Origin of the sequence: Blautia sp. CAG:237 (genome assembly GCF_000436615.1) — a bacterium.
GTDB classification, from domain to species: Bacteria; Bacillota; Clostridia; order Lachnospirales; family Lachnospiraceae; genus Blautia_A; species Blautia_A intestinihominis.
Window position 1 is genome coordinate 46,503 of the sequence record NZ_FR886773.1, and the last position, 5,218, is coordinate 51,720.

Genomic DNA, 5,218 nt, shown 5'->3' on the forward strand with positions numbered 1-5,218 from the left:
CTGGAATACAACTGTACCGGAAGATGGAAGTGTTGCATGGAAATGTGCTGCAGCAGGAAATGACATCATCATGCCTGGAAATGCAGAAGATGCCGAAAGTATTCGCGAAGCATACAGAAACGGAGATCTTACAGAAGAAGAAATCCGTTCCTGTGCAGGCAGAATTCTTGAACTGATCAGTCAGCTGGCATAGAATTGTTACATCTTCAGTGCCAGATACAGCCGCACAGCATCCTGAAACTCCCGCGGGTTGTATCCGCATTTCTTATGGATATGATTGAGCCGATACTGGATCGTATTCTTATGCAGATACGTTTCCTCGCAGGTCTTTTTGAGGGACATGTCACAGGAAAAGTAAATACGAAGTAATTCAAGGTCTTCCGGAGAAAGCTTATCGAGGGTTTTCTCCAGGAAGGCTTTTTTGTTACGGGAATTTATGGAGGCGAGGATCAGTTCCAGATCCAGAGAGGAAGCCTCTGCATAGTTAGATCCGGCAGGTATGGATTTCAGTGCAATCTCGGCAGAAAAAGCAGAATCTGCGATTTCATGGATTGAGGACGGGTTTCCCACAGCTATGCACAGAGTGCCTTCATATTTCTGTGCGAAATCCAGCAGAATTTGTCTTTGCCGGTGGAAAACCTTGTCTTCGATGACAGCAAGATACTCATCCGGGTACACAAAAGTAAAAAGCTGATTGTCAAGCTTCTGAAAAAGCCGGGAGATGGCAGTGTCCAGAGAAGCGGAGAGTGCAGGTCCATTGTCAGAATGGATTTTCAGGCGAAGAAGCTGCCAGGACTTTTTTTCACTGATGTTCCACCGGGTTAGATTTTCTCTGAGATAATCCGGGTGGATATCCTCATGGTCGATCAGCCCGCGCAGGATATAGCTTTTTTTGTCAGATTCTGTGCGGTTAAAAGCGTCCAGTTCCTTCTCACGGATCAAAAGCCGGGTGATCCGTTCAGCCAGTTTGGCATATTTGCGTACTTCATCGGGATTTCCGGTGATACCGATGACGGCGATCATTTTGTGATTATGGTAGACAGGAAGATTGACACCCTGCTGTGTGCCGGTAAAACGGTCATTTTCCCGAACTTCGATCACAGTACCGCGCTCGGCCGTCTGCTGTCCGATTTCATGGAAGGTCCCGATGCGTGTCGCATCTGTGCTGGCAAAAATCGTCCCGGAACAGTCAATGAAATTCACGTTCTGTCCGCACAGATCCCGGACGGTATCTACGATCTGCTGTGCGAGTGCTCTGGTGATGTAAGGTGTCATGGTGTTGCTCCTCGTGCTGCTTTGTGGGCTTTTTTAGTCTGGTACATTTTCTGGTCGGCGAGATTGATATAGTCATTGAGAGAGAATACAGGATCGTCAGCGATGACACTGCCAATGCTTGCTTCAATTGGAAACGAGAAATGACTGGCAGAAGAAAGTTCAGCCAGAGCGTGCTGGATATTTTGTTCCAGTTGATGAAGCTTTCTTATGTCAAGATCAGGAACGACACATACAAACTCGTCGCCACCATAGCGCATACATATGGAACCGACAGGACAGTTCTGCCGGAGAACGGAAGCAAAGCGGCGGTATCCCTCTACCCAGGCATAGGTAACGTAACGTTTCCAGCCGTCTGTGATAAGTGCTATTTTTTTCATGATAAAATACCCCATTATTTTATATAGTAAAAAAACCGTTCTTCATATTATAACGAATCAGCCGCCAAAATACCAGTTTTATACGCAAAAAAGCCCGCTGGCATACGGGAGAGGGACCAGCGGGCAAAGGGAGAAAAGGGACAAAGTTAAAGCAGACGGAATACCTGTTCCACCGCTGCAGCCATATTGGCTTTGGCAGTAGCCGGATCCATGGCTTCACTGAGGGTGGAGATTCCACGGACGATCGGGAAAAATGCATCAATACCGGCTTCGTTGCAGGCAACGGCTTCTTTTGTGACGCTTCCTGCAAAAGCGACGGTTTTTGCACCATATTTTTTGCCGAGTTTTGCGACGCCTACAGGAGCTTTTCCCATGGCGGTCTGATGATCCAGACGACCCTCACCGGTTACGACAACATCGGCGTTTTTCATTTCGTCCTCAAGATGGACAGCATTCAGGATAAGCTGGATGCCAGGAGTCAGTTCTCCGTTTAAGTAGCTTAAGAATGCAAAACCAAGTCCGCCTGCGGCACCTGCACCGGATGCGTTCATGTTGTCTTTTCCGATGGTCTGTGAGGTAACTTTTGCATAGTTTTCCATTCCGGCATCGAGGACCGGAAGCATTTCGGAAGTAACGCCTTTCTGCGGACCATAGATGTAAGTGGCACCCTGGAAGCCGCAGAGCGGGTTTGTGACATCACATGCGATCTTGAAATTACACTGGGAGAGAAGCTCAGCATTGTCGGAAAGTCTGACGGAAGCCACTTTGGCAAGCGCCTGTCCGCCTTCGCCGGTGTCCTGACCGTCTTTGTCAAGGAAAGTAAATCCAAGAGCCTTAAGCATTCCGATCCCACCGTCATTGGTAGCACTGCCGCCGATTCCGATGATGAAATTGCGGATTCCCTTGTTGATGGCGTGAAGGATCATTTCACCGACACCGTAAGTGGTAGCGATCATAGGATCTTTCTGCTCGGAGATCGTGATCCCGGCGGCAGAAGCCATCTCCATGACAGCAGTGTTGGTGTCCTTGAGATAACCATAATATGCGTTGACCGGTTCATGATAAGGTCCGGTAACTGTGACATCGACACGTTCTCCATTCAGCCCTTCGATCAGGGCATCCGTAGTTCCCTCGCCGCCGTCAGCCAGTGGTTTGACGATCACTTCTGCATCTTTATGTGCGGCAAGAACGCCGGCTTTGACAGCCATGCCGGCTTCCATGGAAGTCATGCTTCCTTTAAATGAATCAACAGCAACTACAACTTTCATAACAAAACCCCCTGTTGGTAATGTGAATGTTTTTTTGAAAAAGCTGCTCAGGCAGTAAACGCAAATGTGTAAGGTGATTGGAGGAACTGAACAGCTTTGATGATGTTACTATAGCATGTGCGGGATGAAAAAGATATGTCTTTGATACTGAAAAATAAAGATAAATTTACGAAATATATATACTATATAACAAAATATTTGAAATGAAGCGGATAAAAGAATTGTAAAGTGCAGATCTGCATGATGAGTATAATGCGATAGTCTGGACGTGGTGTCTGCTTGTAAAAACAGATACCACGTTTGTCTATTCTTTATTTTGGTTCTTTTCCAGCAGCAAATACCATCATCATCTCGTTAGTAAGACTGCTGTTGTTGTCCTGACCGATAATTTGATCACGCTCAAACCACTGTGCTATGGAAAGCTCTTCGTGATCCACCGTGAGAGTATCCTCTCCGTCTACATCACAGAAAAATCCGAAAAGTAAAGTGCCGGAGAAGGACCATGGCTGGCTCTTGTAATAACGAAGATTTTTGACTTTAAGGCCGACCTCTTCCATGACCTCACGCTGGACGGTCTCTTCAATGGTTTCCCCAATTTCTGCAAATCCGGCGATCAGAGCATATTGTTTAAAACTCCGGCCTTCATATTTGGAACAAATGATCTTGTCACCGTTTGTGATGCCGACGATGACAGCCGGCATAAGTACCGGGTATTCCCGACGGCCGCAGGAAGGGCAGTACATCATACGCTCTTTTGTGTCATGCTTCATTGGTTTTCCACAGCATCCGCAGAAACGCCGATTTTTGTACCAGAACCAGAGCTGATATCCAGTGACTGTGGCGAAAGCAAGATACTGTGGCTGGACATAACGAAGCTCTCTTGTTTCATGGAATTCATAGCCCGGCAGCAGGGATGTATCAAGTCCCGGGATCAGATAAAAACGTTCCTGATCAATGGAAAAAAGATAGATATAATTTTCGTACAGATCACTTACATTTCCTTCCAGTTCGCGAAAACGTGGAAGAGAGATGGAAACGTCATCTTCTTTTTTATGGAAGAAACACTTTCCATTTTCGTAAGCGAGAATGATGCTGTTGCCATCCGGTGTGACTGGTTTATATTCATTGTGATAAGTATGCGGTGCGATATCCTGAATCATAAAAAATCCTCCTTTTGGTGATAACTACGTAGTGGTCATGCAGGACCGGAAAATATAATTCAGTATAGGACACACGCAGAAAAAATGCAACACAGAGAAAAAACGGATGTGAAAAGAGATTATAACTTTTTACTTATGAATTTGTGAAAAAAGTATCAGATACTATTGACAATGACCAAAGGGTATGCTATTATAATGTCAGTATAATTCCATATTGAACATATGAAGTGCTGGCTGTGTCCGCGTAGCAGTCAGAAGAGGGAATCAGGTGAGAGTCCTGAGCGATCCGGTCACTGTAACAGAGGAGCGAACCTTCATTATCCCATTGTACATAGTATGAGAAGGGGAAGGCAAGCGATGATCCTGAAGTCAGGAAACCTGCTTTGTATGGCGAGGTTAAACTTCCGTGTAAAGTGTAACAACCAACTTAGGGATATCCGCAGTCCCAGAGTGTTGTCTGCTTATTGGAAGCAGGCATTTTTTTATGGAATTCGCCTGTTCGTATGAATTATACCTCATGCTTGTAATTGCGGTGGCCGCCGCAGAGCATGGTAACCCATTAAGGGTATGATTAAATGGCAGGCGATACTGCTTCGGATGCATTCGTTCCCTCCGCATATTTGAACGGATTCATTGTCTACCCCGGAGCAGCATCGCAAATCCTCTATAAGAATGTTTGAATGACAGCATGACATTGGTCATAGCTGCTTTTTTTATATCTTCTTATAGGATATAATAGGATGAAAAGGGGATGGAGGTGAATATTATGGAGAAACCGTATTGGGAAGGGAAACATTATTCCTATTTCAGCAATAAGGAGTGTGAATATTTTCCATGCCATAAAGGGGCAGACCCGGAGAACTTTAATTGTCTGTTTTGTTATTGCCCGTTGTATGCACTGGGTGATAAATGTGGCGGGAATTTTAAGTTTACGGATAAGGGATTTAAGGACTGCACGGATTGTCAGCTGCCGCATAAGAGGAAGAATTATGGGTATGTGACTGGGAAGTATGCGGAGTTGGTGGAGTTGATGAAGAAGATGGGGTAGGTGAGGAATGGGGACGCCTACGGAGAAACACCTCCTGTACGGCTGACATTCGCTCACCGGGGTGTGGCCCCTGAACGCCGCCCGTAGGGC

At 46.0% G+C, this 5,218-nt stretch carries 6 protein-coding genes and 1 riboswitch; of the genes, 2 read left to right on the forward strand and 4 right to left on the reverse strand.

Annotation, left to right across the window (positions count from 1 at the left end; translation table 11 throughout):
* On the forward strand, positions 1-193 hold a 193-nt coding region (locus QZL69_RS13675), incomplete at its 5' end, for a hypothetical protein (RefSeq protein WP_291519830.1).
* Between the two features lie 5 nt (positions 194-198).
* Here the strand turns inward: QZL69_RS13675 and QZL69_RS13680 are convergent.
* The 4 genes from QZL69_RS13680 to nudC all read right to left on the reverse strand — a co-directional run bounded on the left by QZL69_RS13680 (position 199) and on the right by nudC (position 4,080).
* Positions 199-1,275: a CdaR family transcriptional regulator gene (locus tag QZL69_RS13680; protein ID WP_022215756.1), complete on the reverse strand. Its 1,077-nt coding sequence runs from the start codon at positions 1,273-1,275 to the stop codon at positions 199-201.
* Positions 1,272-1,652: a diguanylate cyclase domain-containing protein gene (locus tag QZL69_RS13685; RefSeq protein ID WP_022215757.1), complete on the reverse strand. Its 381-nt coding sequence runs from the start codon at positions 1,650-1,652 to the stop codon at positions 1,272-1,274. Before QZL69_RS13685 ends, QZL69_RS13680 begins: the two co-directional genes overlap by 4 nt.
* 146 nt (positions 1,653-1,798) lie before the next feature.
* Positions 1,799-2,920 carry a glycerate kinase family protein gene (locus tag QZL69_RS13690; protein WP_022215758.1) on the reverse strand — a complete coding sequence of 374 codons (1,122 nt, stop codon included), beginning with the start codon at positions 2,918-2,920 and terminating at the stop codon, positions 1,799-1,801.
* A 311-nt stretch (positions 2,921-3,231) separates the two neighbouring features.
* Complete coding sequence (gene nudC, locus QZL69_RS13695; protein WP_022215759.1) at positions 3,232-4,080, reverse strand: NAD(+) diphosphatase; 849 nt, start codon at positions 4,078-4,080, stop codon at positions 3,232-3,234.
* Positions 4,081-4,288: 208 nt separating this feature from the next.
* Positions 4,289-4,480, forward strand: a riboswitch (cobalamin riboswitch).
* A 366-nt stretch (positions 4,481-4,846) separates the two neighbouring features.
* Here nudC and QZL69_RS14050 point away from each other — a divergent pair.
* Positions 4,847-5,128: a cysteine-rich small domain-containing protein gene (locus QZL69_RS14050; RefSeq protein WP_022215760.1), complete on the forward strand. Its 282-nt coding sequence runs from the start codon at positions 4,847-4,849 to the stop codon at positions 5,126-5,128.
* Positions 5,129-5,218: the final 90 nt, after the last annotated feature.